Annotated in this window: 18 protein-coding genes and 1 pseudogene; 5 read left to right on the forward strand and 14 right to left on the reverse strand. The window is 71.7% G+C overall.

The features are described 5' to 3' along the window. Nucleotides 1-113: 113 nt before the first annotated feature. The 8 genes and pseudogenes from gap to IE096_RS23855 all read right to left on the reverse strand — a co-directional run bounded on the left by gap (nucleotide 114) and on the right by IE096_RS23855 (nucleotide 10,487). On the reverse strand, nucleotides 114-1,118 hold the full coding sequence (gap, locus tag IE096_RS23820; protein ID WP_189455004.1) for a type I glyceraldehyde-3-phosphate dehydrogenase: 1,005 nt from the start codon (nucleotides 1,116-1,118) through the stop codon (nucleotides 114-116). Between the two features lie 310 nt (nucleotides 1,119-1,428). Beyond that, nucleotides 1,429-3,609 (reverse strand): annotated as a pseudogene (locus IE096_RS23825) (M14 family metallopeptidase); the annotation flags it as partial. Nucleotides 3,610-3,747: 138 nt separating this feature from the next. Further along, nucleotides 3,748-4,755, reverse strand: a complete 1,008-nt coding sequence (whiA, locus tag IE096_RS23830) for a DNA-binding protein WhiA (protein ID WP_126913628.1) — start codon at nucleotides 4,753-4,755, stop codon at nucleotides 3,748-3,750. Next, nucleotides 4,746-5,798 (reverse strand): gluconeogenesis factor YvcK family protein, encoded by a 1,053-nt coding sequence (locus IE096_RS23835; protein ID WP_189455008.1) that lies wholly within the window; start codon nucleotides 5,796-5,798, stop codon nucleotides 4,746-4,748. The genes whiA and IE096_RS23835 overlap by 10 nt, the downstream gene beginning before the upstream one ends. Next, complete coding sequence (gene rapZ, locus IE096_RS23840; RefSeq protein WP_189455010.1) at nucleotides 5,795-6,727, reverse strand: RNase adapter RapZ; 933 nt, start codon at nucleotides 6,725-6,727, stop codon at nucleotides 5,795-5,797. Before rapZ ends, IE096_RS23835 begins: the two co-directional genes overlap by 4 nt. Nucleotides 6,728-6,869: 142 nt before the next feature. Then, entirely contained in the window at nucleotides 6,870-8,855 is a 1,986-nt protein-coding gene (uvrC, locus tag IE096_RS23845; protein WP_189455012.1) for an excinuclease ABC subunit UvrC, read from the reverse strand. A gap of 136 nt (nucleotides 8,856-8,991) precedes the next feature. Beyond that, entirely contained in the window at nucleotides 8,992-9,885 is an 894-nt protein-coding gene (locus IE096_RS23850; RefSeq protein ID WP_189455014.1) for a hypothetical protein, read from the reverse strand. A 5-nt stretch (nucleotides 9,886-9,890) separates the two neighbouring features. Continuing rightward, nucleotides 9,891-10,487 carry a papain-like cysteine protease family protein gene (locus IE096_RS23855; RefSeq protein WP_189455351.1) on the reverse strand — a complete coding sequence of 199 codons (597 nt, stop codon included), beginning with the start codon at nucleotides 10,485-10,487 and terminating at the stop codon, nucleotides 9,891-9,893. Nucleotides 10,488-10,796: 309 nt separating this feature from the next. Here IE096_RS23855 and IE096_RS23860 point away from each other — a divergent pair, with 309 nt between their 5' ends. Beyond that, the gene (locus IE096_RS23860) at nucleotides 10,797-11,756 is read left to right on the forward strand and encodes a hypothetical protein (RefSeq protein ID WP_189455016.1); all 960 of its coding nucleotides are present in this window, start codon (nucleotides 10,797-10,799) and stop codon (nucleotides 11,754-11,756) included. 29 nt (nucleotides 11,757-11,785) lie between these two features. Here IE096_RS23860 and IE096_RS23865 read toward each other — a convergent pair whose 3' ends face one another. After that, complete coding sequence (locus tag IE096_RS23865; protein ID WP_189455018.1) at nucleotides 11,786-12,226, reverse strand: Rieske (2Fe-2S) protein; 441 nt, start codon at nucleotides 12,224-12,226, stop codon at nucleotides 11,786-11,788. 221 nt (nucleotides 12,227-12,447) lie between these two features. Then, nucleotides 12,448-15,441 carry an excinuclease ABC subunit UvrA gene (uvrA, locus tag IE096_RS23870; RefSeq protein ID WP_189455021.1) on the reverse strand — a complete coding sequence of 998 codons (2,994 nt, stop codon included), beginning with the start codon at nucleotides 15,439-15,441 and terminating at the stop codon, nucleotides 12,448-12,450. A 210-nt stretch (nucleotides 15,442-15,651) separates the two neighbouring features. On the opposite strand from uvrA, the gene IE096_RS23875 reads away from it, so the two are divergent. From IE096_RS23875 to IE096_RS23885, 3 genes are all read left to right on the forward strand, one after another. Continuing rightward, a complete protein-coding gene (locus IE096_RS23875; protein WP_189455024.1) occupies nucleotides 15,652-16,338 on the forward strand; it encodes a maleylpyruvate isomerase family mycothiol-dependent enzyme in 687 nt (228 codons plus the stop codon). A gap of 10 nt (nucleotides 16,339-16,348) precedes the next feature. Next, nucleotides 16,349-17,005 (forward strand): MBL fold metallo-hydrolase, encoded by a 657-nt coding sequence (locus tag IE096_RS23880; RefSeq protein WP_189455026.1) that lies wholly within the window; start codon nucleotides 16,349-16,351, stop codon nucleotides 17,003-17,005. Nucleotides 17,006-17,150: 145 nt separating this feature from the next. Next, complete coding sequence (locus IE096_RS23885; protein WP_189455027.1) at nucleotides 17,151-18,461, forward strand: MFS transporter; 1,311 nt, start codon at nucleotides 17,151-17,153, stop codon at nucleotides 18,459-18,461. A 29-nt stretch (nucleotides 18,462-18,490) separates the two neighbouring features. Here the strand turns inward: IE096_RS23885 and IE096_RS23890 are convergent, their stop codons facing one another. From IE096_RS23890 to uvrB, 4 genes are all read right to left on the reverse strand, one after another. After that, nucleotides 18,491-19,498 (reverse strand): TerC family protein, encoded by a 1,008-nt coding sequence (locus IE096_RS23890; protein WP_189455029.1) that lies wholly within the window; start codon nucleotides 19,496-19,498, stop codon nucleotides 18,491-18,493. Nucleotides 19,499-19,611: 113 nt separating this feature from the next. Continuing rightward, nucleotides 19,612-21,819: a TerD family protein gene (locus IE096_RS23895; protein ID WP_189455031.1), complete on the reverse strand. Its 2,208-nt coding sequence runs from the start codon at nucleotides 21,817-21,819 to the stop codon at nucleotides 19,612-19,614. Nucleotides 21,820-21,894: 75 nt separating this feature from the next. Further along, nucleotides 21,895-22,473, reverse strand: a complete 579-nt coding sequence (locus tag IE096_RS23900) for a TerD family protein (protein ID WP_189455033.1) — start codon at nucleotides 22,471-22,473, stop codon at nucleotides 21,895-21,897. Between the two features lie 196 nt (nucleotides 22,474-22,669). Beyond that, entirely contained in the window at nucleotides 22,670-24,817 is a 2,148-nt protein-coding gene (gene uvrB / locus IE096_RS23905; protein WP_189455035.1) for an excinuclease ABC subunit UvrB, read from the reverse strand. 246 nt (nucleotides 24,818-25,063) lie between these two features. Here uvrB and IE096_RS23910 point away from each other — a divergent pair, with 246 nt between their 5' ends. Continuing rightward, nucleotides 25,064-26,062 (forward strand): glycerophosphodiester phosphodiesterase, encoded by a 999-nt coding sequence (locus IE096_RS23910; RefSeq protein WP_189455037.1) that lies wholly within the window; start codon nucleotides 25,064-25,066, stop codon nucleotides 26,060-26,062. The last annotated feature ends 58 nt before the right edge of the window (nucleotides 26,063-26,120 follow it).

Genomic DNA, 26,120 nt, shown 5'->3' on the forward strand with positions numbered 1-26,120 from the left:
TGACTTCGTTAGTCATAAGACGGGGCCCGTACGACGCGTCGTCGCGTCGTGCGAGCCCCATCCCCACACTCGGTGCCTGGTGACAGTAGTGCGGACTGCCGGTCAGGCGAAGGTCAGAGCTGGCCGCCGACGAAGACCGTCAGGTCCACCAGGCGGTTGGAGTAGCCCCACTCGTTGTCGTACCAGCCGACGACCTTGACCTGCTTGCCCTGGACCATGGTCAGGGAGGAGTCGAAGGTGCAGGAGGCCGGCCAGTTCACGATGTCGGAGGAGACGATCGCGTCCTCGGTGTAGTCGAGGATGCCCTTGAGCTGACCCTCGGCGGCCTTCTGGAAGGCGGCGTTGATCTCTTCCTTGCTGGTCTCGCGGTCGAGCTCGAGGACCAGGTCGGTGACCGAGCCGGTCGGGACCGGGACGCGCATGGCGATGCCGTCCAGCTTGCCCTTGAGCTGCGGGAGGACCAGGGCGGTGGCCTTGGCGGCACCCGTCGAGGTCGGGATGATGTTCTCCGCGGCGGCGCGGGCGCGGCGCAGGTCGGAGTGCGGGAAGTCCAGGATGCGCTGGTCGTTGGTGTACGCGTGGACCGTCGTCATCATGCCCTTGACGATGCCGAAGTTCTCGTCGAGAACCTTGGCCATCGGCGCCACGCAGTTGGTGGTGCAGGAGGCGTTGGAGATGACGTGGTGGTTGGCCGCGTCGTACTTGTCCTGGTTGACGCCCATCACGATGGTGATGTCCTCGTTCTTGGCCGGAGCCGAGATGAGGACCTTCTTCGCGCCGGCGGCCAGGTGCTTGGCCGCGTCCTCACGCTTGGTGAAGATGCCGGTGGACTCGATGACGATGTCGGCGCCCAGCTCGCCCCACGGCAGCGCTGCCGGGTCGCGCTCGGCCATCGTCTTGAAGGTCATGTCGCCGACGGTGATCGTGTCGTCGGTGTGGCTGACCTCCTGCTTGAGGCGACCCAGGATCGAGTCGTACTTCAGCAGGTGCACCAGGGTGGCGTTGTCGGTCAGGTCGTTGACACCGACGATCTCGATGTCCGCACCCTGCTCCAGGAGCGCGCGGAAGTAGTTACGACCGATACGGCCAAAGCCGTTGATGCCTACGCGGATCGTCACGAACCGATCTCCTCGTTGGTGTGCCGGGACTGCCCGGCGGCTGTATTGGGATGTCCCCGACCATCACCGACCCTACCTCTAACAGGGGAGGTACGTGACATTGGCGGCGGGGGCCGTCAGGCGCGCTCAGTCGTGCCCAATCGCGCTCAGCTGCAGGTCAACCGCCGATGGCGCGCAGTGCGGCACCGATCAGCCCGGCCCGCTCGCGCGGGTCGGACACGTGTTCAAGACCGAAGCCCAGCAGGACGGTGTCCCGGGTGGTGAGGGCCGCGGCACCGCCGACCCGCACCTCCGATCCGTCACCCTGCGTCACCGGTGAGCGGTACTCACCGGCCGCGGCGGTGCGGAACTGCGGGAAGGTGTCGGGCGGCAACTCGTCGGAGATCGGGCGGTAGGCCCCGGCGAGCGCCAGCGGGCTCCCGCCGGTACCGAGGGCGGCCGTGGTGCCCGTGAGCTCTCCGGCGCCGGTGAAGCGCGTGGCCCGGTCGAACGAGGTGCGGGCGCCGGCGCCCAGGTAGTACTGGGCGAAGTCGTCGGTGTCGGCGTCGCCGACCCGGGACTCGCCGCCCGCCTTGGTGCCCGCGGCGATCAGTTTGCCGCCCTCGTTGACGAAGTCGCGCACGGCGAGGAGGGTCGCGCCGTCGGGGCGGGCGTCCCCGGAGTTCCACAGGACGGTGTCGTAGTGGCTGAGCACGCCCAGCGCGGGCGGCGCGCCCTGGGTGGCGACGTCCCAGACGGTGGCCTTGCGGCCGTTGTCGGTGAGGGCCTTGACGTAGTCCGGGGCGTGCCGGGAGGCGCCGCCGGGGCCTTCGTCCGTGACGACGAGGGTGTCGGCGCGCGGGGTGTCGGCCACGGTGAAGGTGAACGACTCGCTGGTGGTCCCGTGCCCGTCGCGGGTCTGTCCGCTGAACCGGACGCGGACGGTGGAGCCCGCGTGGGCGCCCTGGAGGGTGGCGCGGTACTGGTCGAAGCGGAGGTTGTCCTCGCCGCCGTAGCGGTCGCCGCCGTCCCATGCCTTGACGGGCACGGTGGTCTCGGGCTCGCCGTCGACGCTGTAGTGGGCGCGGATGCCGGTGAGGCTCTTGCGGGCGGTGACGGCGACGGTCTGCTCGCCGTCACGGGCGTGGGACGCGGTGAAGGCGTGCGGGGTGAGGTCGGGGGCGTCGAGGCCGACCGAGGAGGAGGGGCGGTCGGCGTGGTGCGCGGACTCGGCGACGGAGAGGGCGAAGGGGATGTTCTTGCTGAACTCCTGCTGGATCAGCTTCTCGTCGTCGGGGAAGTTGAAGGAGGAGCGGCAGTCGGCCGGGTCCCAGCGGTCGTTGGGGTCGACCGCCGAGGCGGTCTCGCAGGTCGACATCTCCGGGGTGAACATCATGGTGCCGTTGACGTTGGCCGCGTGGCCGTCCGCCTCGCCGTTGGTGGTGTAGAGCTCCGAGGAGACCTGGGGCCGGTAGCCGGGTATCGCGGACTTCTCGGGGGTGCCGGCGAGCGCCCTGTAGAGGACGTCGTCGGGAGTGGGCGTGGCCACTTGCCAACCGACGCCGTAGAGCAGGAGTTCGGCGGCGGAGTGGTAGTTGATGGCGTAGGTGAAGCGGTGTTCCTTCTCGAAGGAGTCCAGCGCCTTGGTCTCCGGTTCGGAGGCGGCGGCGGGCCCGCGGTACGTCCCGGAGGCCGGGCGCGGGGACGAACCCTCGTTGTCGTAGCCCCACTTGTAGGGGAAGTTGCGGTTGAGGTCGACGCCGTCCGCCGGAGTGATCTTTCCGTCGCCGTCGTTGTCGCGGAGGTTCTTGCGCCACAGCCGGGTGGCCGGGCTCTGGAAGGTGTAGTCGTAGCCGTCGGGGTTGGCGGAGAGGACGAACCACAGTTCGGTGGAGTCCACGAGCTTCGTGATCCGGTCGTCCTTGCCGTAGCGGTCGAGGTAGTGGTGCATCAGCCGCCGGGTCATCTCCGGGGTGATCCACTCGCGGGCGTGCTGGTTGGACAGGTAGAGCACGGCGGGCCGGTCGCCGTCGTGGCGCGCGGTGGCGTCCTTGGCGACCTTGAGGGCGAGGATGTCCTGGCCGCGTACGGTCTTGCCGATGCTGACGACCTTGGTGAGGCCGGGGTGGGTGCGGGCGGTGTCGGTGATCTCCTGCTGGAGGCCGTTCTTCCCGCTGTACGGGCGGAAGACCCCGTCGCCCGTGGCGCCCAGGCCCTGCCGGCCGCGCACGCGCTTCTCGGTGATGTCGACGCCCTGGCGGCGCAGCTCCCCGGCCTGTGCGGCGGTGAGGACGACCTCGACGGGCGCCTTCTCGCCGCCGGCCACGCGCCGGCCCAGTTCATGGCCGTCGACGCCGGCCCGGAGGAGGAGCGGGACCTGCGCGCCGGTGACCCGGGCGGTCCACGCGGTCAGGGTGTCGGCGGCCGGTTGTGCGTACGCCGAGGGTGCCGCCGCGAGGCCGCCCAGCAACAGCGAAGCCACCGCGACGATCGGTCTCGTTTTGCGTCTCATGAGCCCCCCTTGCCGTTGTCTGCCACGTCAGTGCGGACGCCAGGGTTCTAGGGACCTCATGGCCATGTCAACGGCGCGTTTTGCGCCGCCCATACGCCGGAGGGGCCGCTCACGCGGCCCCTCCGGCGGTTCATCGGCTCAGCCGACCATGCCCTCGGCCATCTCCTCCGACAGGTCCGACAGGTCGGAGAGGTTCGACTCGGTGCCGGGGATGCCCAGGTCCTGGGCGCGCTTGTCGGCCATGGCCAGCAGCCGGCGGATCCGGCCGGCGACGGCGTCCTTGGTCAGCGGCGGGTCGGCGAGCGCGCCGAGCTCCTCCAGGGAGGCCTGCTTGTGCTCCATCCGCAGCCGGCCGGCGGCCGCGAGGTGCTCGGGGACCTCCTCGCCGAGGATCTCCAGCGCCCGCTGCACCCGGGCGCCCGCGGCGACGGCGGCCCGCGCCGAGCGGCGCAGGTTGGCGTCGTCGAAATTGGCCAGCCGGTTGGCGGTGGCCCGCACCTCGCGGCGCATCCGCCGCTCCTCCCAGGCCAGCACGGACTCATGGGCGCCGAGCCGGGTCAGCAGCGCGCCGATCGCGTCGCCGTCGCGGACGACGACCCGGTCCACACCGCGCACCTCGCGGGCCTTGGCCGCGATCTGGAGCCGGCGGGCCGCGCCCACCAGCGCCAGCGCCGCCTCCGGGCCGGGGCAGGTCACCTCCAGGGAGGAGGACCGGCCGGGCTCGGTGAGGGAGCCATGGGCCAGGAAGGCGCCGCGCCAGGCGGCCTCGGCGTCACAGGTGGCCCCGGAGACGACCTGCGGGGGCAGCCCGCGGATCGGCCGGCCGCGGCCGTCGACCAGGCCGGTCTGGCGCGCCAGCTGGTCACCGCCCGCCACCACCCGCACCACGTACCGGCTGCCTCTGCGGAGCCCGCCCGGGGCCATGACCACCAGGTCGGAGGCGTGCCCGAAGATCTCCAGGATGTCCTTGCGGAGCCGCCGGGCCGCGATCCCGGTGTCCAGCTCCGCCTCGATCACGATGCGCCCGCTGACCAGGTGCAGCCCGCCGGCGAAACGCAGGACCGCCGAGACCTCTGCTTTCCGGCAGCAGGTCCGGGTGACGGGGAGCCGGGAGATTTCGTCCTTCACCGCTGCCGTCATCGCCATGGGCCGATCCTTCCATGCATCCGAAAAATACGGTCGTACGCGGCGGCCAACAGCTCCGGGTCGTGCGTCGGGGAGCCGTCGGGCGAGGCGACCGGCGCCAGCTCGACCGTGGCCCCGAGCCGCTTGGCGGCGTCCTCGAGGCTGTCCCGGTCGGGCACGGCGGCCTCGTCGGCCAGCACCACGTCCAGGGCGAGTTTAGGGGCGTGTCGGGCCAAAACCTCCAAATGACGCTGCGGGGAGAAGCCATCGGTTTCCCCGGGTTGCGGGGCGAGGTTCAGCGAGAGCACCCGGCGGGCCTTGGTCTCCTGGAGCGCCTCCAGCAGCTCGGGCACCAGCAGGTGGGGGATGACGGAGGAGAACCAGGAGCCCGGGCCGAGCACCACCCAGTCCGCGTCCAGCACGGCCGCCACGGCCTCGGGCACCGCCGGCGGGTCCTCCGGGACGACGTGCACGGACTGCACCTCGCCCGGGGTGAGCGCCACGGTGGCCTGGCCGCACACGGTGGTGATGTCGTCGGGGGCGGCCGGATCGTGGCCCTTGACCAGCGCCTGGAGCTCCAGCGGGACCGCCGACATCGGCAGCACCCGGCCGTGGGCGCCCAGCAGCTTGCCGACCAGGTCCAGCGCCTGGACGTGGTCGCCCAGCTGCTCCCAGAGGGCGACGATCAGCAGATTGCCCACGGCGTGGCCGTGGAGCTCGCCCCGGCTCTCGAAGCGGTGCTTGACCACCCGGGCCCAGGTCTGCCCCCAGTCGTCGTCGCCGCAGAGCGCCGCGAGGGCCTTGCGGAGATCGCCGGGGGGCAGCACGCCCAGCTCGTCACGGAGCCGGCCGCTGGAGCCGCCGTCGTCGGCGACGGTGACGACGGCGGTCAGATCGCCGGTGATCCGGCGCAGCGCGGCGAGGGAGGCCGACAGGCCGTGGCCGCCGCCGAGGGCGACGACCTTGGGCTGGGCGCCCCGGTAGGCACGGCGCTCGGCCCGGCCGCTCGCGCGGCCGGGCACCAGCTTGCGGACGCGACGCATCCGGAAGGTCCGGCCGGTCACTCGCGCCCCATGTCCCGGTGGACGACGACGGTCTCGACACCCTCCGAGACGAGACGATGGGCGAGCTTCTCGGACATGGCGACGGAGCGGTGCTTGCCGCCGGTGCAGCCGACCGCGATCGTCACATAGCGCTTGCCCTCGCGGCGGTAGCCGGCGGCGATGAGCTGGAGGAGCTCGGTGTAGCGGTCGAGGAACTCCTTGGCGCCGGGCTGGTTGAAGACGTAGCCGGACACCTCCTCGTTGAGGCCGGTGAAGGGGCGCAGCTCGGGCACCCAGTGGGGGTTGGGGAGGAAGCGGCAGTCGACGACGAGGTCGGCGTCGACGGGCAGGCCGTACTTGTAGCCGAAGGACATGACGGTGGCCCGCAGCTCCGGCTCCTCCTCGCCGGCGAACTGGGCGTCCAGCTTGGCGCGCAGCTCGTGGACGTTGAGGCTGGAGGTGTCGATGACGAGGTCGGCGTCGCCGCGCAGCTCGCGCAGCAGGTCGCGCTCGGCGGCGATGCCGTCGACGATGCGGCCCGAGCCCTGGAGGGGGTGCGGGCGGCGCACGGACTCGAAGCGGCGCACCAGGGCGTCGTCGGACGCCTCCAGGAAGATCACCCGGCGCTTGACCTTCTTGGCCTCCAGGTCGGCGAGCGATTCGCGGAGGTTGTCGAAGAAGCGCCGGCCGCGGACGTCCACGACGACGGCGATGCGGGCCACATTGCCCTGGGAGCGGGCGCCGAGGTCCACCATGGTGGGGATCAGGGCGGGCGGCAGGTTGTCCACGACGAACCAGCCGAGGTCCTCCAGACACTTGGCGGCGGTGCTGCGGCCCGCCCCCGACATGCCGGAAATGATGACCAGCTCGGGGATGCCCGCCGTCTCGCCGGTCGCGTCCACCGTCGTGCCCGTACTCACCTGTGCTCCGTCCCGGTCGGTCACGTTCATTCTGTCTTCCCCCGTTCTGCCGACGGCGCCACCGGCGTCGTCTTCCCTTCCATACTGAGGCCTTCCCGGGCGTGCGGCCCGGACGACGGACCGCGCCGGTCCGGGCGCGCTCCGCCGGGTCCGTCCTGTGCGGTCAGGTCCATCATTCCTCCGCGTCGTCCATGATCTCGCCCGTGGCCGTGTTGACGGCCGGGGCGGGTGGTGCCGTCGCGGCCAGCGCCGCGGCGACGGTCTCGGCCGTCTTGCGGCCGATGCCGGGCGCCGCGCAGATCTCCTCGACCGTCGCGGCGCGCAGCCGCTTGACCGAGCCGAAGTGCTTGAGCAGCGCCTGTTTGCGGGTCTCGCCCAGGCCGGGGACCGTATCCAGCGGTCCGGCCTTCATGCTTCTGGAGCGCTTGCCGCGCTGGTAGGCGATCGCGAAGCGGTGGGCCTCGTCGCGCACGCGCTGCAGGAGGTAGAGGCCCTCGCTGGTGCGGGGCAGGACGACCGGGTCGTCCTCGCCGGGCAGCCAGACCTCCTCCAGCCGCTTGGCGAGACCGCACACGGCCACGTCGGTGACCCCGAGCTCGTCCAGCGCCCGCTGGGCGGCGGCCACCTGCGGCTGCCCGCCGTCGACCACGACGAGCTGCGGCGGGTAGGCGAAGCGCTTGGGCCGGTCGCCGTTCTCGGCGGGGACCTCGCCGCCGGGCTCGTCGCCCGGGGCCTCCTCGGCCCACTCCCCCGTCTTCAGGCTCTCCCGCAGATAGCGGCGGAAGCGGCGGCTCACGACCTCGTGCATCGAGCGGACGTCGTCCTGGCCCTCGAAGCCCTTGATCTGGAAGCGGCGGTACTCGCTCTTGCGGGCCAGGCCGTCCTCGAAGACGACCATGGACGCCACGACGTCCTGTCCCTGGAGGTGGGAGATGTCGAAGCACTCGATGCGCAGCGGCGCCGAGTCCAGACCGAGGGCCTCGGTGATCTCCTCCAGGGCCCGGGAGCGGGTGGTGAGGTCGGAGGCGCGCTTGGTCTTGTGCAGCGCGAGCGCCTGCTGGGCGTTGCGCTGGACGGTGGCCATCAGGTCCTTCTTGTCGCCGCGCTGGGGGATGCGCAGGTCCACGCGGGAGCCGCGGCGGCCGGTCAGCCACTGGGCGACGGGCTCCACCGGATCCGGCAGGGCGGGGACGAGGACCTCCTTGGGGACGGCGTCGCCGCTCTCCTCGCCGTAGAGCTGCTGGAGGGCGTGCTCGACGAGGCCCGCCGTGTCGACGGCCTCGACCTTGTCGGTGACCCAGCCGCGCTGGCCGCGCACCCGGCCGCCGCGCACATGGAAGATCTGCACGGCCGCTTCGAGCTCGTCCTCGGCGACCGCGATCAGGTCGGCGTCGGTGGCGTCGGCCAGGACGACGGCGTTCTTCTCCAGGGCGCGGCGGAGCGCCTCTATGTCGTCCCGCAGCCGGGCGGCCTTCTCGTACTCCATCTCCTCGGCGGCATCATGCATCCGCTGTTCCAAACGGCGGATGTACGCGCCGGTACGCCCGGCCATGAAGTCGCAGAATTCTTCGGCCAGTTCGCGGTGCTCCTCGGGGGTGACGCGGCCGACGCAGGGGGCGGAGCACTTGCCGATGTAGCCGAGGAGGCAGGGGCGGCCGATCTGGTGGGAGCGCTTGAACACCCCGGCGGAGCACGTGCGCACGGGGAAGACGCGCAGCATCAGGTCGACGGTCTCCCGGATGGCCCAGGCGTGGGCGTAGGGGCCGAAGTAGCGCACGCCCTTCTTCTTGGGGCCGCGCATGACCTGGACGCGGGGGAACTCCTCGTTGAGCGTGACCGCGAGGGAGGGGTAGCTCTTGTCGTCCCGGTACTTCACGTTGAAGCGGGGGTCGTACTCCTTGATCCAGGAGTACTCCAGCTGGAGCGCCTCGACCTCGGTGGAGACCACCGTCCACTCCACGGAGGCGGCCGTGGTGACCATGGTGCGGGTGCGCGGGTGGAGTCCGGCGAGGTCCTGGAAGTACGACGAGAGCCGCTGGCGGAGGCTCTTCGCCTTCCCGACGTAGATCACCCGGCCGTGCTCGTCGCGGAACTTGTACACCCCCGGCGAGTCGGGGATCTGTCCCGGCTTGGGTCGGTAGCTGCTGGGGTCGGCCATGTCACACACCCTACTTGCGGGCACTGACAACTCCACCGTCCGGCGGCGGCCCGGGAACGGGCACGACTCCGGCCCCGGCGGTGGTGGCCGCCGGGGCCGGAGCGGAAGCGGGGGACGGACCCCGTGGGGGGTGCCGTCAGCGGCGCCGCAGCCTGTGCCTGCGCACCGCCACGGCTCCCAGCCCGAGGGCCAGGGCCGCCGCCCCGCCGGCCGTCGCGGCGGGGGCCGCGATCGGGAAGCCGCCGTCACCTTCCGGTGCCGCGGTCACCGACCGGTCCGCATCGGTCCCCGGTGCGACGGACGCCGCGTCGCCGTTCGCGTCGTAACCGCCGGCCACGCCCTTCCTGTCGTAGGCCGAGCCCGGCAGCTTGGCGCCGTAGGCCTTGCGCACCCGGTCCCGGTAGGCGCCGACCGTGGTGCCCTGCTCGCCGACCGCCCGCACGGCGTCCTCGTCGAGCGGCAGGACGCGGTCGCCGCGCTGGACGTACCAGGCGTTGATCTGCGGCTCGCGGAAGACCGTGCCGCCGCTGAGCTTGCGGGCGCCGGCGGCCGCGTAGCGGGTCTCGTCGTCGCCGGTGGCGATGTTGACGACGCTCCAGGTGTTCCCGGTGCGCGCGGTCCACACCGACGCCTTCTGCCCGTCGGCCGAGACGGCGGTGCTGGCGAGGAAGTCCAGCCGCGCGATCGGGGCGCCTTCCTTGCCCGCCACGAACTCCGGGTCGAGCGTGTAGACGGGGACGGTCGCCCCGTCGATCCTCGGACGCGCGTCCGTCTTCGCGAGCCGGCCGGTCTTCGCGGGCGCGCCGTCCCGGTTCGCGCCGTCCCGGGCGAAGAAGCGGGAGAGCGTGGCCAGGGTGCCGGGCGCGGCGGCCGCGTCGTGGGCCTCGGCGACCCCGGCGGCCGACGGCGGCGCGGGGACGGCCGGGGGCGGCGCGGCGTGGGCGAGCGGGGCGAGGCCCAGCAGCGCGGCGGTCAGGGCGCCGGCGGCGGCCACGCGGGCGGCGTTCCTCGATGTGTACCGGTCGGTCATGGCCCTCACGCCCCGATCCCGTAGAGCGAATGGGTCCAGGAGAACTGGTTGTTGTTCACGTACCAGTTGTGCGACGCCCAGTTGTAGCGGTTGCTGGAGGGCCAGGGGTCGCCCCAGTAGACCATGCTGTTCGCGTCGTCGTACCCGTAGATGACGTGCATGTGGCCGCCGCCGGACTGCCACTGGATGCGGGTCTCGACCGGACGGCCCGCGTCGATCTCGGACTTGACGGTCGGGTAGCGCAGCCAGCCGTTGACGTACCGGCCCTCGTTGATGCCCGCCCAGTCGAGGGCGTTCTGCACATTGCCCAGCGTGGCCTGGTTGTTGGGGCACGTGGAGCCCTGGGCGCGGTTGAAGGCGGCGTTGCAGAACTGGTTCTGGCTGTAGTTGCGGCCGAACCAGGTGGCGATGGTGTTGCCGGAGGCGGCCCAGCACCAGTTGGTCTTCTGCTGGGCCTGCATGCCGATGTTCAGTCTGTTCGTCGCCCGCAGCGCGTGCTGTTCACCGGTCGCCGCGCTCGCCGTGGTGGGGACGGCGAACAGGACGGCGGCGAACAAGGCCGTCAGGGACAGCCGTCTGCCGCGTATGCGGGGCTTTTCTATGGTTGCCGATGCCGAAGCACGGGACATTTCGCGTTCCTCCCGTGGGGTGGGGGGTGCTGATGGAGGAGCGCGTCCGGACGCGTGTGAGGAGCATCGGGTGTTGTCGGGGGCTGGTCAACCGGCTTCAATACGGCCTGAGGCCCGGATGTGAACGAATCCCGCCGGATGTGAACGGCCCGTGGCCGTCCAGTAGGAAAGCCGCACGCCGAGGCACGTCCGAGGCACCTGCCGATCGTGAATATTCACAGGCGCACGGGGGCTTCACAGCGGACTTCACAGCGGGAGAGCGCGGACAGAGGAGCAAACGGAATGACGCGCACCAGCACAGCGCGCACCAGCGCGGGCGTCGCCGAGAGCGAGCTGGCCCGGGCGCTGCGATCGGGCCCCTTCCACCTGGCGCTGCGCACGGCGCTGTCGGTGCGCGGGCTGGCACTGCACCGGGTGCAGCACCGGCTGGCGCAGCGCGGGGTCAAGGTGGGGGTGACGACCCTGAGTTACTGGCAGCAGGGCCTCCGCAGACCCCGGCGACCGGAGTCCCTGCGGGCCGTACGGCTGCTGGAGGACGTGCTCGACCTGCCGGAACGGGCCCTGACCGGGTTACTCGCCGCCCCGGCGCCGTCGGGCACCGCGCCGGACCGGCCGGCCGCGCGTTCGTACCGCTCGCTGGTGGAGGAGTCCCGGGCCCTGGAGCGGCTGCTGGCGGAGCTGGAGTCGCCGGAGGACGGCGGCCTCCACACCGTCTGCCATCTGGAGCGGGTGTCCATCGGCGCGGGCCGCGAGATGCGCGCCCGCGACTCGCACCACGTGGTGCGGGCGCACCGCGACGGCGTGGACCGCTATGTGGCCATCCACCACGGCGACGAGGGCTGCGACCCCGGCCGGATGACCGTAAGGGCCGGGGAGAACTGCCGGGTGGGCCGGGTCCGGTGGCACGCGACGGCGGGCGTCCTCGTCGCGGAGCTGCTCTTCGACGCCCGGCTGCGCGCCGGGGACACCCACGTCTTCGGCTACGGCTTCGACGACGGCACGGGCGGCCCGAGCGGCGAGTACGTGCGGGGGTTCAGCTTCGCGGGCGGGCAGTACGTGCTGCGGGTCCGCTTCGACGAGGCCGCGCTGCCGGTGCGGTGCCGCCGCTTCAGCCAGAGCGCGGCGGGGGCGCCGCGCTCCGGTCAGCAGGAACTGACCCTGGCGGGACGGCACCGGGAGGTGCACCTGGTGGAGCAGGGGGTCCGGCCGGGGATAGTGGGGATCGCCTGGGACTGGTCGTAACGGCCCGGGGCTCGGGCGGAGGGGCTCGCTCAGGCGGAGGGACCGGCGATCAGCTTGCCGCCGTCGGCCTTGACGGGGACGGCGGGCAGGGGCGCGCCGGCCGGGCCCTGGAGGACCTTGCCGGTGGCGGCGTCGAACGTGCTGCCGTGGCAGGGGCAGCTGATCTTCCCGTTCTCGACCTTGGTGACGACGCAGCCCGCGTGGGTGCACACCGCGCTGAACGCCTTGTACTCCCCCTCGGCGGACCGCGAGACGACGAGCTTCTGCTCCCGGTAGAGCCGCGCGCCACCGGCGGGGATCTCACCGGCCGCCCCCAGGTCGACGGGCGCGGTGGGGGTGGCCGGCCCCTTGGCACCCGTACCCCCGGAGCAGGCGGCGGCGCCGACCCCGGCGGCCCCCACCAGAGCGGCTCCGCGCAGCACGGTACGACGGGACGCGGAGGAGGCGGAGGAAGCCGAGGGGGATGTCATGGGGAGCTCCAGCGGTGGTACGGGGGCGGTGCGACGTAGCGACGATACCGGCGGGGGTGGGATGCCCCGGTCCCGCCCTTTCACCGTTTCCTGGGGGCAAGCCCCAGCCCCCGGGGTCCGGGGCGGAGCCCCGGGAAACGGGAAGGGGCGGGACTGGGGCACCCCACCCCGCCGCGACGGCGATCGGCCACCGCCGGGGAGCCCGGCGGTGCCGAACCGCCTCAGCCCTTCTTACGGGCCGCGGTCTTCTTCGCGGTAGCGGCCGTCGTCCTCGCCGAGACCGTCTTCTTCGCGGCAGCGGCCTTCGCCGCCACCGTCTTCTTCGCAGGCGCCCGCTTCGCGGTCTTCCGCGCCGGCACCGACGCGTCACTCACGCGATCCCCCAGCATGTCGCGCAGGAACTTGCCCGTGTGGCTGGCCGGTACCGCCGCCACCTCCTCGGGCGTGCCCTCCGCGACGACGAGGCCACCGCCGGAGCCGCCCTCGGGGCCCATGTCGACAACCCAGTCGGCGGTCTTGATCACGTCGAGGTTGTGCTCGATGACGATGACCGTGTTGCCCTTGTCGACCAGCCCGGACAGCACGCTGATCAGCTTGCTGATGTCCTCGAAGTGCAGACCGGTCGTCGGCTCGTCCAGGACGTACACCGTCCGTCCCGTCGACCGCTTCTGCAGCTCGCTGGCGAGCTTGACGCGCTGGGCCTCGCCGCCGGAGAGCGTCGGCGCCGACTGCCCCAGGCGGACGTAGCCGAGCCCCACCTCGTGGAGCGTGCGCAGGTGGCGGGCGATCGTCGGGACGGCCTCGAAGAACTCGAGGGCCTCCTCGATGGGCATGTCCAGCACCTCGGCGATGGACTTGCCCTTGTAGTGGACCTCCAGGGTCTCCCGGTTGTAGCGCGCGCCGTGGCAGACCTCGCACGGCACGTACACGTCCGGCAGGAAGTTCATCTCGATCTTGATGGTGCCGTCGCCCGCGCAGTTCTCGCAGCGGCCGCCCTTGACGTTGAAGGAGAAGCGGCCGGGCAGGTAGCCGCGGACCTTGGCCTCCATCGTCTCCGCGAAGAGCTTGCGGACGTGATCGAAGACGCCGGTGTACGTGGCGGGGTTCGAGCGCGGCGTACGGCCGATGGGCGACTGGTCGACGTGGACGACCTTGTCGACGAGGTCGTCGCCCTCCACGCGGGTGTGCCGGCCCGGAACCGCCCGGGCGGCGTTCAGTTCGCGTGCCAGGTGGGTGTAGAGGATGTCGTTGACGAGCGTCGACTTGCCGGAGCCGGAGACACCGGTGACGGCCGTGAGCACGCCCAGGGGGAACGACACGTCGATGTCGCGCAGGTTGTTCTCCCGGGCGCCGCGCACGGTGAGCTTGCGGCCGGGGTCCACGGGGCGGCGGACGTCGGGGAGGGCGATGGACCTCTTGCCGGACAGGTACTGGCCGGTCATCGACGCCTCGGTGGCCAGCAGCTCCTTGAGGGGTCCGCTGTGGACGACCTTGCCGCCGTGCTCACCGGCGCCGGGGCCGATGTCGACGACCCAGTCGGCGACCTTGATGGTGTCCTCGTCGTGCTCGACGACGATCAGGGTGTTGCCCATGTCGCGCAGGCGGACGAGGGTCTCGATCAGCCGGTGGTTGTCGCGCTGGTGGAGGCCGATGGAGGGCTCGTCCAGGACGTAGAGCACGCCGACGAGGCCGGAGCCGATCTGCGTGGCCAGCCGGATGCGCTGGGCCTCGCCGCCGGAGAGGGTGCCTGCGGCGCGGTTGAGCGAGAGGTAGTCCAGGCCGACGTCGACGAGGAACTTCAGGCGCTCGTTGACCTCCTTGAGCACCCGCTCGGCGATCTTCTTCTCACGGCCGGTGAGCTTCATGTCGCGCAGGAAGTCCGCGCACTCGCTGATCGACATCGCGGAGACCTCCGCGATGGACCGGCCCTGCACGGTGACCGCGAGGACGATGGGCTTGAGCCGCGTGCCCTCACACGTGGGGCAGTGCACCTCGCGCATGTAGCCCTCGAAGCGCTCACGGCTGGTGTCGCTCTCCGCCTCGGAGTGGCGCCGCTTGACGAACGGCACCGCGCCCTCGAAGGCGGTGGTGTAGGCGCGCTCGCGGCCGTAGCGGTTGCGGTAGCGCACCTCGATCTGGGTCTTGTGGCCGTGGAGCAGGGCCTTCTTGGCCCGCTGGGGCAGCCCGGCCCAGGGGATGTCGGTGCGGAAGCCCAGCGCGTCGGCGAGCGCGCCGACCAGTCGGCCGAAGTAGTCCTTGGTGTGGCCGTGCGACCAGGGGCTGATGGCGCCCTCGTCGAGGGACTTGTCCTCGTCGGGGACGATCAGCTCGGGGTCGACCTCCATGCGCGTGCCGATGCCGGTGCACTCGGGGCAGGCGCCGAAGGGCGAGTTGAAGGAGAAGGAGCGCGGCTCCAGCTCCTCGAAGGACAGATCGTCGTACGGGCAGTAGAGGTGCTCGGAGAACATCCGCTCACGCTCGGGATCGTCCTCGGCGAGGTCGACGAAGTCGAGGACGACCATGCCGCCGGAGAGGCCCAGCGCGGTCTCGACGGAGTCGGTCAGCCGGCGCTTGGCGCTGTCCTTGACGGTGAGGCGGTCGACGACCACCTCGATGGTGTGCTTCTCCTGCTTCTTCAGCTTCGGCGGGTCGGTGAGCTGGATCGTCTGCCCGTCGACCCGGGCCCGGCTGTAGCCCTTGGTCTGCAGGTCGGAGAAGAGATCGACGAACTCGCCCTTGCGCTCGCGCACCAGCGGCGAGAGCACCTGGAAGCGGCTGCCCTCGGGCAGCTCCAGCACCCGGTCCACGATCGCCTGGGGCGACTGCCGGGAGATGGGGCGCGCGCACTCCGGGCAGTGGGGCTTGCCGATCCGGGCGAAGAGCAGCCGGAGGTAGTCGTAGACCTCGGTGATGGTGCCGACCGTCGAGCGCGGGTTGCGCGAGGTCGACTTCTGGTCGATGGAGACCGCCGGGGAGAGGCCCTCGATGAAGTCCACATCGGGCTTGTCCATCTGCCCGAGGAACTGCCGGGCGTAGGAGGAGAGCGACTCCACGTAGCGGCGCTGCCCCTCGGCGAAGATCGTGTCGAACGCGAGGGAGGACTTGCCCGACCCCGAGAGTCCGGTGAAGACGATCAGGGAGTCGCGCGGAAGGTCGAGCGAGACGTTCTTGAGGTTGTGCTCGCGAGCGCCACGGACGATGAGACGGTCTGCCACGCCAGTCGGCACCTTTCTTGAGAGTCGGCTCTGGAGAGCTGAAGGGGGCTGATCCTCGCCCCCGATCCAGAGTACGGGGGAGGTCTGACAACCAGGGGCCGCACGAAAGTCGTCAGCGATGCCACCCACGAGCCTATAGCACGCACATTCGATTTACGGGCCGGATCGACCTCCTTCACCCGAAGGAATGGCGGGGCTATCGTCGGCGCCATGACTGATCATGTGCACGACCTGAACGCTGTACGTGAGGCGACCGACCGGCTGCTCACCGCCGCCGGCACGCTGGACAACGCCGCCGTGGCCCAGGCGTCACGGCTGCCCGGCTGGACCCGGGGCCACGTCCTGGCCCATCTCGCGCGCAACGCGGACGCTCTGGTGAACGTGCTGGAGGGCCGTCCCATGTACGCGAGCGCCGAGGCCCGTGACGCCGACATCGACGACGGCGCGCCCCGCGAGCTGACCGTCCAGCTCGACGACCTGCGGTCGGCGGCCGCCCGCTTCCTGGACACGGCGAACGCCCCCGCCGACTGGAACCGCACCGTCACCCTGCGCAACGGCGTGACCGACACCGCCGCCAACGTCCCCTTCCGCCGGCTGATCGAGGTCGAGCTCCACCACATCGACCTCGGCATCGGCTACGAGCTGGAGGACCTGCCCGCCGGCTTCACCACCCGCGAGATCGGCTTCCTCGCGGACCGCTTCTCCGGCAACCCCGACGTCCCGGCGCTCCGGCTGGTCTCCACCGACGGCGGCACCTGGACCTCCGGCCGCGCGGAGGGCGAACCCCTCACCGTGACCGGCACGGCCCCCGCACTGCTGGGCTGGCTGGCGGGCCGCCGGGACGGCGCGGAACTCGAAACAGGTGGCGCTCCGCTGCCCGTTCTGCCCGCGCTATAGGCTGTCGACCATGATGTACAGCGGAGCGGTAGAGGTCGGCGGACCTGCGGACGTACACGAGTTGGCCGATCTGATGATCTCCAAGGTCGCGGTCGGACCCATGAACAACAACGCTTATCTGCTGCGCTGCCGCGCGACGGACGAGCAGTTGCTGATCGACGCCGCCGCCGAGCCCCACACCCTGCTCACCCTGATCGGCGACAGCGGTATCGCCTCCGTGGTGACCACCCATCAGCACGCCGACCACTGGGGCGCGCTGCGCGAGGTCGTGGACGCCACCGGCGCCCGTACCTACGCCGGCCGTGAGGACGCCGAGGGCATTCCGGTGCCGACCGACGTGCTCGTCGACGACGGGGACGTCATCCGCGTCGGACGGGTGGAGCTGACGGCCCGCCACCTGGTCGGTCACACCCCGGGCAGCATCGCGCTGGTCTACGACGACCCGCACGGCCACGCCCACGTGTTCACCGGCGACTGCCTCTTCCCCGGCGGCGTGGGCAACACCCACGACGACCCCAAGGCGTTCGCCAGCCTCCTCCACGACGTCGAGACCAAGATCTTCGGCGAGCTCTCGGACGAGACCTGGGTCTACCCGGGCCACGGCAACGACACCACCCTCGGCGCCGAGCGCCCGCACCTCGCGGAGTGGCGCGAGCGCGGCTGGTGACGCCCGGCGGCCGGGCCCGCCGCCGATGACGGACCGCCGGTAGCGCGCCGTCCGCACACCAGGCGGACGGCGCCCTTCCGGTGCGCCCCCGGCAACGCCCCCGCACGCCCCGTTTCCCCCGCCCCCGGGGGAAGTTGGGCAGTACATGAATCGCGACCGCCCCCCGGCCCTGCTCCGCCTCGCGGCGGCGTCCATGGTCGGAACCACCATCGAGTTCTACGACTTCTTCGCCTACGGCACCGCGGCCGCCCTCGTCCTGGGCCCGCTGTTCTTCCCCACCGTCTCCCCCCTCGTCGGCACCCTCGCCGCCTTCGGCACCTTCGGCGTCGGCTTCATCGCCCGCCCGCTGGGCTCGGTGCTCTTCGGCCACATCGGCGACCGGCTGGGCCGCCGCCCCGTACTCGTCTTCTCCCTGCTGCTGACGGGCCTCGCGACCGTCGCCGTCGGCTTCGTCCCCACCTACCAGCGGATCGGCATGGCCGCCCCGCTGCTCCTGCTCGTGCTGCGCTTCCTCCAGGGCCTGGGAGTCGGCGGCGAATGGGGCGGCGCCGTACTGCTCGCCGTCGAACACGCCCCCGCCCACCGCCGCGCGCTGTGGTCGAGCTTCCCCCAGACCGGCCCGTCCGTGGGATTCCTGCTGGCCAACGGCATCACCCTGGCACTTTCGGCCACCCTCCCCGACGACCTCTTCCTGTCCTGGGGCTGGCGCGTGCCGTTCTGGGCGGCGGGCGTCCTGGCCGCGGCCGGCCTACTGCTGCGCACCCAACTGGCGGAAACCCCCGACTTCCAGGCCCTCGCCCAGAACGAGAGCCGCGCGGCCCTCCCCTTCGCCGAGGTCGTCCGCGGCCACTGGCGGCTCGTCCTGCTCACCGCCGGCGGCCTGTCCATCGGCTATTCCGTCTTCTACACGGTCACCACCTGGTCCCTGTCGTACGGCACCGAGCGCCTCGGCGTCGACCGCACGCTCATGCTCGGCTGCGTCATGGCGTCGGTCGCCGTCTCCGGCGCGGCCACCCCCGTCGTCGCCCTCCTCGGCGACCGCTTCGGCCGCCGCACCCTGTGCCTGACCGGCTGCACCGCCGTGGCCCTGTGGATGTTCCCCCTCATGGCCCTGCTGCGCACCGGCCGCCCCGCGCTGATGCTGCTGGGCTTCGTCGTCGCGATGCTGGCCTTCATCACCGCCTTCGGCGTGGTCGGCGCCTATGTGCCCGAGCTCTACGACGCCAGAGTGCGCTGCACCGGCGCCTCCGTCGGCTACAACCTCGCCGGAGTGCTCGGCGGGGCCATCACCCCGCTGGTGGCGACGGCGACCGCCGGCTCGGGCGGGCCGCCCTGGGGCGTCGCCGCCTATCTCACCGGCATCGCCCTGCTGAGCCTGGGCTGCTTCGTGCTGCTGCCCGAGACCCGACCCGCCACGATCGCCTCCCGCCCGGCCACCGACCCCGCCCCGGCCTGACCCGTTTCGGCCCGGTCCCGTCCCGGCCGTCAGGCGCGGGCGCTCTCCTTGTCCCGCTCCCCCTCCGGGGAGCGGGCCTCCGGTATCTCCGCCGACTCCTTGGCCGAGGCGCGCAGGCTGGTGATCGTGGTGACGACCAGCACCGCGCAGATGACGCCGAGCGAGACAGGGATGCTGATCTCGGGGACCGCGACGCCGCTCTCGTGCAGGGCGTGCAGCACCAGCTTGACGCCGATGAAGCCGAGGATCACGGACAGGCCGTAGGAGAGGTGGACCAGCTTCCTCAGCAGCCCGCCTATCAGGAAGTACAGCTGCCGCAGGCCCATGAGCGCGAAGGCGTTGGCGGTGAAGACGATGTACGGGTCCTGGGTGAGGCCGAAGATCGCCGGTATGGAGTCGAGGGCGAAGAGCACGTCCGTCGTACCGATCGCCAGCATCACGATCAGCATCGGGGTCATCAGCCGCTTGCCGTTCTCCACGATGAACAGCTTGGTGCCGTGGTAGCGGTCGGTGGAGGGGAAGCGGCGCTCGACCAGCTTCAGGAAGCGGTTCTCCTCGAACTCTTCCTCCTCCTCGCCGCCCCGCGCCTCCTGGATCAGCTTCCAGGCCGTCCAGATCAGGAAGGCGCCGAAGAGATAGAAGATCCAGGAGAAGTTGGCGATGATCGCGGCGCCGGCGCCGATGAAGACGGCCCGCAGCACCAGGGCGATGAGCACGCCGACCATGAGCACTCGCTGCTGATAGATCGACGGCACCGAGAACTTCGCCATGATCAGGACGAAGACGAAGAGGTTGTCGACGCTCAGGGACTTCTCGGTGATGAAGCCCGCGAAGAACTCGCCGGCGGGCTGCCCGCCCCCGAAGACCAGGAGCCCCAGCCCGAAGAGCCCGGCCAGGACCATCCAGACCGCCGTCCAGACCCCGGCCTCCTTGAGGGAGACCTCATGGGGCTTGCGGCCCCCGATGAAGAAGTCGGCGGCGACGAGGGCGCACAGACCGAGGACGGTCAGCACCCACAGGGTCAAGGAGACGTCCACTGTTCCTCCGGCACGTCGTACGGGCGTACGGCAGTCCTCAGAACAGTACAGGAAGAGCCAAGGAATAGTAAAGAGACAACCAAATCTGCAGGTCAGAGCCCGGTTAGAGAGGGTCAGATGCCGTACGCGCGCCGCGACTGGCCGACCTGGCGGAGCACCTGCCGGACGACATCGCTCCCCGCGGGCACCCGCGACGGCTCGTACGTCCAGGCGTGCCCCACCCACGGGTCGGCGAGGTGGTCGTCCGGCACCGGCGTGACCCTCAGCAGCGAGCGCCACAGCGGGTCGAGGACGGGCCCGTAGGCCCGCGCGTCGTCCCGGTCGGCCACCATCAGCAGGTGGACGCCCACGGACGGCCCCTCGTCCGCCAGGTAGCGCAGCTGGGTGACGGCGCGGTCGTCGAAGCCGTGCGGGAAGTCGTTGACGATCAGGAGCTGCTCGCCCGTGTCGAGGTCCGGGGGCAGCGAGTCCAGGGCGCGGTTGCGCACCGCCATCTGCACCAGGTCGACCCGGCGTGTCAGACGCGCCAGCACGTCCGACACGCCGTGCGCCCCGGTGGGCGGCGGCTCCTTCAGCGCCCCGCTCTCCAGGAGCGGCGCCAGGGCCGGGCCCGCCGCGCCGGCCGGGTCGATGACGTGGAGGGTGTAGTCGCCCACGGGGTGGACGGCCAGCAGCCGCACGGCGTGCGCGACCGCGCAGTCCACGGCCAGCCTGCGCAGTTCGGCCGAGTCGGGCATGCCCGCGTCCGGGCCGCCGGCCCGGCCGGCGTCGATCCACAGGCCGCGCTCCAGCGGCAGCCGCACCAGCATGGGGATGCGCAGGCCGGGGCGCTCCGGCAGGTGCAGATCGCCCAGTCGCAGCGCCATCGGGGCCGACAGCGGCACCTGGTAGCCCTGCCAGACGGGGCTGTCCCAGCGGGCGTAGGCGGGCGGCAGGGCGTGCTCGACGACCTCGGCCTCCGCGACGAGCTGGGCGAGGTCCCGGTCGAGCACGGCCCGCGCCTGGTCGACCAGCTCGGCGTGGCGGGCGCGGGCCTCCTCACGGGCCGTGTCCGCCGCGGGGCCGACGCGGGTGGCGGGGTCGGAGAGGACCTGGTCCAGCTCGCGCTCCAGGCGGGACTCCGCGAAGTCGACCGCGCTGCGGTAGGCGGCGACCGTCCGGGTCAGGTCCTCGAACATGCCCCAGACCTGGTTGTAGAGCCGCTCGTCCATGGACCAGCCGGTCGCGTCGCCCGCGACGGGCCCGGACGCTCCCGGCCCGTCGGCCGGAGCGGCTGGTGTCGATGCCGGTGCCGGTGTCGATGCCGGTGCCGGTGCCGGTGCCGGTTCGCGCGGCGCCGAGGACGGCTGTTCCGGGTCCGCCGCCGGGGCCTGCGGGCCGCTCCGGCGGCGTGGATGCCGGTAGTCGATGGGCCCGGAGGAGGCCGGGGCCGCCTGGGCCCCTACCGCTGCCCGGTCCTGCGTGGCGGCGGACTCGGGTACGGCACCCGCCCCGGCCGCGTCGTCCCGCCCCGGCTCGTCGGCCGCCCCGGCCCCGCCGTCGCCGGGCGCGGGCTCGACCTGAGCGGGCTCGACGCGAGCGGGTTCGGCCTGACCGGATTCGACGCGAGCGTGCTCGGCGTGCGCGAACTCCGCGCGGGCGGCCTCGGCGCGAGCGGTCCCGCCACGAGCGGCCTCGTCCTGACCGGACTCCGCGCGGACCGACTCCGCACGCGCGCCCTCCCCCCGGGCCGAGGTCGCCTGGACAAGCGGTGCCTGGACCGCACGGGCCATGCCCCGGGCGACCGCCTCCTCGATGCCGGCGGCCAACTCCGCCGCGTCCGGCAGACCCTGGTCGTGGAGCATCGCGGCCAGTCCTCCCGCGTACCCCTGGCCGACCGCGCGCACCTTCCACGCGCCCTGCCGGCGGTAGAGCTCGAGGGCGACGACCGCCGACTCGGCGTCCAGTCCGGTGACCGTGTAGCTGGCGATCTCCGTGCCGTCCGTGTCCGTCACGGCGAGGAAGGGGGACGCGATCGCGCCGAAGCGCGCCGGGGCCGAGGCCACGGACGGGAGGGCGAGCACCACGGCGAGCCGGTGGGCGGCCTCCGGGACGGCGTCCAGGTCGACCGCCAGCCGGTGCTCGGCGGCGGCCTGCCCGGACACCTCCAGCCCGGGAAGACGCGGCGAGGCGGGGTGCGCGACCCACTGGGCGTCGGTCACCCTGCCGTCCGCGTCACCGAGCGTCGCGCCCGCCACCACCGGGTGGCCCGCCGAGACCCGGATCTCCAGTCGCGTACCGGGCAGCGGGTGGTTCTGCCCCCGCACCAGCTCGGCCGTCATCGCCGTTTCCCCCCGTGTCGTGCTCGTCCTATGCCGTGCTCATCGTGTCGTGCCGCCCGCGTCCGCCGGGGGCGGTCACAGGACGGCCTGGATCTCCGCCAGCAGGTCCTGGAACGTCCGGCCGTTGGCCGGGGTGCCGATGGCCGTCATCTGCCAGCCGTTGCCCGCGCGGTGGACCTTGGCCATGATCTGCGCGGTGTACGGGCCGCCGCCGTCCAGGGTGTAGCGGGCCAGCTCCTGGCCGGTGGTCTCGTCGACCAGGCGGCAGAAGGCGTTGCGGACCTCGGCGAAGGTCTGGCCGGTGAACGAGTTCACCGTGAACACGATCTGGTTGACGTGCACCGGGACGCGCTGGAGGTCGACGAGGATCGACTCGTCGTCACCGCCCTGGCCCGCGCCGCCGACAAGGTTGTCGCCGGTGTGGCGCACCGAGCCGTCCTTGCTGACGAGCTGCTGGAAGAAGGCCACGTCGACCGGCTGCTTGTCGGCGAAGAGCACCGCCGAGGCGTCGAGGTCGATCTCCTTCGTCCGCGTCCCGAACAGCCCGCGGCGGGGGGCCGCCTGCCAGCCCAGCCCCATCCGCACCGCGGTCAGGGTGCCCCCGTCGGCCTTCTGAAGGCTGATGCCCTGGCCCTTGGACAAGTTGACCGTCACGCGCAGTCCCTCTCTCGTTGGCTGTGCCCCCGTGGCCGCACGTGTTCCGTACGGCCGTCTTCACATACGACCCTATGCACACGCGCCGGTCGCGTACGCCTCCGGGAAGGGTTTGTGGCGGTCTTGCAACATGCTCCGTACCAGGTCGGACAGGCTGGGCTATGCTGTCGCACCCCTCGCCGGGCCGGTCGGCTCGTCAGGCCAGCCCCGCCTCGCGCATCTGTCGCAGCTCCTTCTTCAGCTCGCCCACCTCGTCGCGCAGCCGCGCCGCGACCTCGAACTGGAGCTCCGCCGCGGCGGCGCGCATACGGTCGGTCATGTCCTCGATGAGCTGGGCCAGTTCCGTGGCGGGGCGGTCCGTGAGCACCGCCGCCTCGGCCTTGCCCGCCTTGCCGGCCTTGCCCTTGGCCTTGCTCTTCCCCTTGCCGGCCGGAGCCGTCGGGACGGGGGCCTTCGCCTGGTCCTTGCCGGCCTTGCGGTAGCCCGTGCCCAGCAGCTCCTCGGTGTCGAGCTCCTCGCGGGCGAGGGAGGCGACGATGTCACCGATCTTCTTGCGGAGCGGCTGCGGGTCGATGCCCCGCTCCTTGTTGTAGGCGATCTGCTTCTCGCGGCGGCGGTTGGTCTCGTCGATGGCCTTCTCCATCGCGGGAGTGATCTTGTCGGCGTACATATGGACCTGTCCGGAGACATTGCGCGCCGCGCGGCCGATCGTCTGGATCAGGGACGTCCCGGAGCGCAGGAAGCCCTCCTTGTCGGCGTCGAGGATGGCCACCAGCGACACCTCGGGCAGGTCGAGGCCCTCGCGCAGCAGGTTGATGCCGACCAGGACGTCGAACTCGCCGGCGCGCAGCTCGCGCAGCAGCTCGACGCGGCGCAGCGTGTCGACGTCGCTGTGGAGGTAGCGCACCTGGATGCCGAGCTCCAGGAAGTAGTCGGTGAGGTCCTCGGCCATCTTCTTGGTGAGGGTGGTCACGAGGACGCGCTCGTCGCGCTCGGTGCGGGTGCGGATCTCGTGGACCAGGTCGTCGATCTGGCCCTCGGTCGGCTTGACGACGACCTCGGGGTCGACGAGACCGGTGGGACGGATGATCTGCTCGACGAAGCCGTCGCCGCGCGAGAGCTCGTAGGGGCCGGGCGTCGCGGAGAGGTAGACGGTCTGGCCGATGCGCTCGGTGAACTCCTCCCACTTCAGCGGGCGGTTGTCCATGGCGGAGGGCAGGCGGAAGCCGTGCTCGACGAGCGTGCGCTTGCGGGACGCGTCGCCCTCGTACATCGCGCCGATCTGCGGGACGGTGACGTGCGACTCGTCGATGACGAGGAGGAAGTCCTCGGGGAAGTAGTCGAGGAGGGTGTTGGGCGGGGAGCCGGGCTCGCGGTCGTCCATGTGGAGCGAGTAGTTCTCGATGCCCGAGCAGGAGCCGACCTGGCGCATCATCTCGATGTCGTAGGTGGTGCGCATCCGCAGCCGCTGGGCCTCCAGGAGCTTGCCCTGCTTCTCCAGCTGGGCCAGGCGCTCCTCCAGCTCGCGCTCGATGCCCGCGATGGCCTTCTCCATCCGCTCCGCGCCGGCGATGTAGTGGCTGGCGGGGAAGACGTAGAGCTCCTGGTCGTCGGAGATGACCTCGCCGGTGAGCGGGTGGAGCGTGGAGAGCGCCTCGATCTCGTCGCCGAACATCTCGATGCGGACGGCCAGTTCCTCGTAGACCGGGAAGATCTCGATGGTGTCGCCGCGCACGCGGAAGGTGCCCCGGGTGAAGGCCAGGTCGTTGCGCGTGTACTGGATCTCGACGAAGCGGCGCAGCAGCGTGTCGCGATCGATCTCCTGGCCGACCTTCAGCGGCACCATGCGGTCCACGTACTCCTGCGGCGTGCCCAGGCCGTAGATGCAGGAGACCGATGCCACGACGATGACGTCGCGCCGGGTGAGCAGCGAGTTGGTCGCGGAGTGGCGCAGCCGCTCGACCTCCTCGTTGATCGAGGAGTCCTTCTCGATGTAGGTGTCCGACTGCGGGACGTACGCCTCGGGCTGGTAGTAGTCGTAGTACGACACGAAGTATTCGACGGCGTTGTTGGGCAGGAGCTCGCGGAACTCGTTGGCGAGCTGCGCCGCGAGGGTCTTGTTGGGCGCCATGACGAGCGTGGGCCGCTGCAGCTTCTCGATCATCCACGCGGTGGTGGCCGACTTGCCGGTGCCGGTCGCGCCGAGGAGGACGACGTCCTTCTCACCCGCGCGGATGCGCCGCTCCAGCTCCGCGATGGCCGTCGGCTGGTCACCGCTGGGCTGGAAGGGGCTGACGACCTCGAAGGGCGCCACCTTGCGTTCGATCTTGGATACGGGCCGCATGAGACCACCGTACGGCCCACCACTGACAACGGCCTCGCCCCCGGCCCGCCGCCCCCGTTTTCCCGCCGGTCACGGGGCGAACGCCGGGCGAAATGTGGGCAAAGGCTCTCCGGCTCCGGCTGCCCCCGCGCTCGCGATCACGTAGACGTTTGCTGTACCACTTTCCGTGCACCAGGTACGACGTTCCGTACGCGAGGGCCGGTGGCGCGACGGGCGTCCCGGCCCCGGACGCCGCGAGGAGCCCCCATGCGCATCCGCATCGCCTCCGCCGTGACCGGTGTGCTCGCCGGTCTGTCCCTCTCGACGCTCGCCTGCGTGCCCGCCCCCGGGGTCGCCGCGGCACCCGCGCCCACCGCCGCCGAGGGCCCGGCCGCGCCCGTCGTCATCGGTCACCGCGGGGTGCCCGTCGAGGCGCCGGAGAACACCCTGGCCTCGATCGACAGAGCGGCCCGGCTGGGCACCGTCTGGGTGGAGAACGACGTCCAGCGCACCAAGGACGGCGCCCTGATCGTCATGCACGACACCACCCTGGACCGCACCACGGACGCCAAGCGGCGCTTCCCCGGACGCGCTCCCTGGAAGGTCGCGGACTTCACGCTCGACGAGATCGAGAAGCTGGACGCCGGCAGCTGGTACGACAGCCGTTTCACCGGCGAGCGGGTGCCCACGCTCGACCGCTATCTGCGCCGGGTCGACGACAACCACCAGAAGCTGCTGCTGGAGGTGAAGGCCCCGGAGCTCTACCCGGGGATCGAGCGGCAGATAGTGGCCGAGCTGCGCCGCTCCGGCTGGCTGGACCGGCGGCACATCGACGAGGCACTGGTCGTCCAGAGCTTCAGCGCGCCGTCCCTGAAGACGCTGCACAAGCTCCGCCCCGACCTCAAGAAGGGCTTCCTGGGCGCCCCGAAGGCCGCCGACCTCCCCTCGTACGCCGCGTTCGCCGACCAGATCAACCCGGACCACACCCGGATCACCGCCGAGTGGCTCGACGCGGCCCACGCCCTCAAGGGCCCGCACGGGCGGCGGCTCGAGGTCTGCGCGTGGACCGTCGACGACGAGGACAAGGCGGTCGGCCTGGCCCGGATGGGCGTGGACGGCGTCATCACCAACGCCCCCCACGTCATCGCGGCCGCCCTGGACGACGACGCGGACGACCCGTCCTTCCTGAACGACGACGACCGGCCCGGCCCGGACCCGGCCGACGCCTCCGCCGACGAGGACGCGCCCCTGGACGACGCCGTCTGAGACGCCGCCGTCCGAGGGCCGGGGCCCCGGCAGGGGGCGCCCCGCCACGCTCTAGGCT

It is taken from the genome of Streptomyces abikoensis (assembly GCF_014648775.1).
Taxonomy (GTDB): Bacteria; Actinomycetota; Actinomycetes; order Streptomycetales; family Streptomycetaceae; genus Streptomyces; species Streptomyces abikoensis.

Coding starts and splice junctions, on each gene's coding strand:
- whiA (WP_126913628.1), bottom strand. CDS start 4,755: ATGGCGATGACGGCAGCGGTGAAGGACGAAATCTCCCGGCTCCCCGTC.
- rapZ (WP_189455010.1), bottom strand. CDS start 6,727: ATGAACGTGACCGACCGGGACGGAGCACAGGTGAGTACGGGCACGACG.
- uvrC (WP_189455012.1), bottom strand. CDS start 8,855: ATGGCCGACCCCAGCAGCTACCGACCCAAGCCGGGACAGATCCCCGAC.
- IE096_RS23850 (WP_189455014.1), bottom strand. CDS start 9,885: ATGACCGACCGGTACACATCGAGGAACGCCGCCCGCGTGGCCGCCGCC.
- IE096_RS23860 (WP_189455016.1), top strand. CDS start 10,797: ATGACGCGCACCAGCACAGCGCGCACCAGCGCGGGCGTCGCCGAGAGC.
- IE096_RS23865 (WP_189455018.1), bottom strand. CDS start 12,226: ATGACATCCCCCTCGGCTTCCTCCGCCTCCTCCGCGTCCCGTCGTACC.
- IE096_RS23875 (WP_189455024.1), top strand. CDS start 15,652: ATGACTGATCATGTGCACGACCTGAACGCTGTACGTGAGGCGACCGAC.
- IE096_RS23880 (WP_189455026.1), top strand. CDS start 16,349: ATGATGTACAGCGGAGCGGTAGAGGTCGGCGGACCTGCGGACGTACAC.
- IE096_RS23885 (WP_189455027.1), top strand. CDS start 17,151: ATGAATCGCGACCGCCCCCCGGCCCTGCTCCGCCTCGCGGCGGCGTCC.
- IE096_RS23895 (WP_189455031.1), bottom strand. CDS start 21,819: ATGACGGCCGAGCTGGTGCGGGGGCAGAACCACCCGCTGCCCGGTACG.
- uvrB (WP_189455035.1), bottom strand. CDS start 24,817: ATGCGGCCCGTATCCAAGATCGAACGCAAGGTGGCGCCCTTCGAGGTC.
- IE096_RS23910 (WP_189455037.1), top strand. CDS start 25,064: ATGCGCATCCGCATCGCCTCCGCCGTGACCGGTGTGCTCGCCGGTCTG.